At 52.2% G+C, this 389-nt stretch carries 1 rRNA gene; it reads right to left on the reverse strand.

Annotated elements, in window-relative coordinates:
• Nucleotides 1–78: 78 nt before the first annotated feature.
• Nucleotides 79–389, reverse strand: a 23S ribosomal RNA gene (locus R0J87_RS18740); the annotation flags it as partial.

The following is a 389-nucleotide window of genomic DNA, read 5'->3' on the forward strand; positions in this document are numbered from 1 at the left end:
GTTTTGACCTTTTTAGGAGGTCAACGAGTTGTCCAAGTTTTGTGTATGCGTTTTTGGTGTGGCTGTCTTTTACTGGATCAGATCAAGCCAATCGGGCGATTAGTACCGGTCAACTGAATGCATTGCTGCACTTACATCTCCGGCCTATTGACGTGGTGGTCTTCCACGGCCCTCAGGGATACCTTGTTTTGAGGGGGGCTTCCCGCTTAGATGCCCTCAGCGGTTATCCTTTCCGAACATAGCTACCCAGCACTACCGTTGGCACGATAACTGGTCCACCAGTGGTTCGTTCACCCCGGTCCTCTCGTACTAGGGGCAACTCCTCTCAAGTATCCTACACCCACGGCAGATAGGGACCGAACTGTCTCACGACGTTCTAAACCCAGCTC

Source organism: Halomonas sp. SIMBA_159, from assembly GCF_046536035.1.
GTDB classification, from domain to species: domain Bacteria; phylum Pseudomonadota; class Gammaproteobacteria; order Pseudomonadales; family Halomonadaceae; genus Vreelandella; species Vreelandella venusta_A.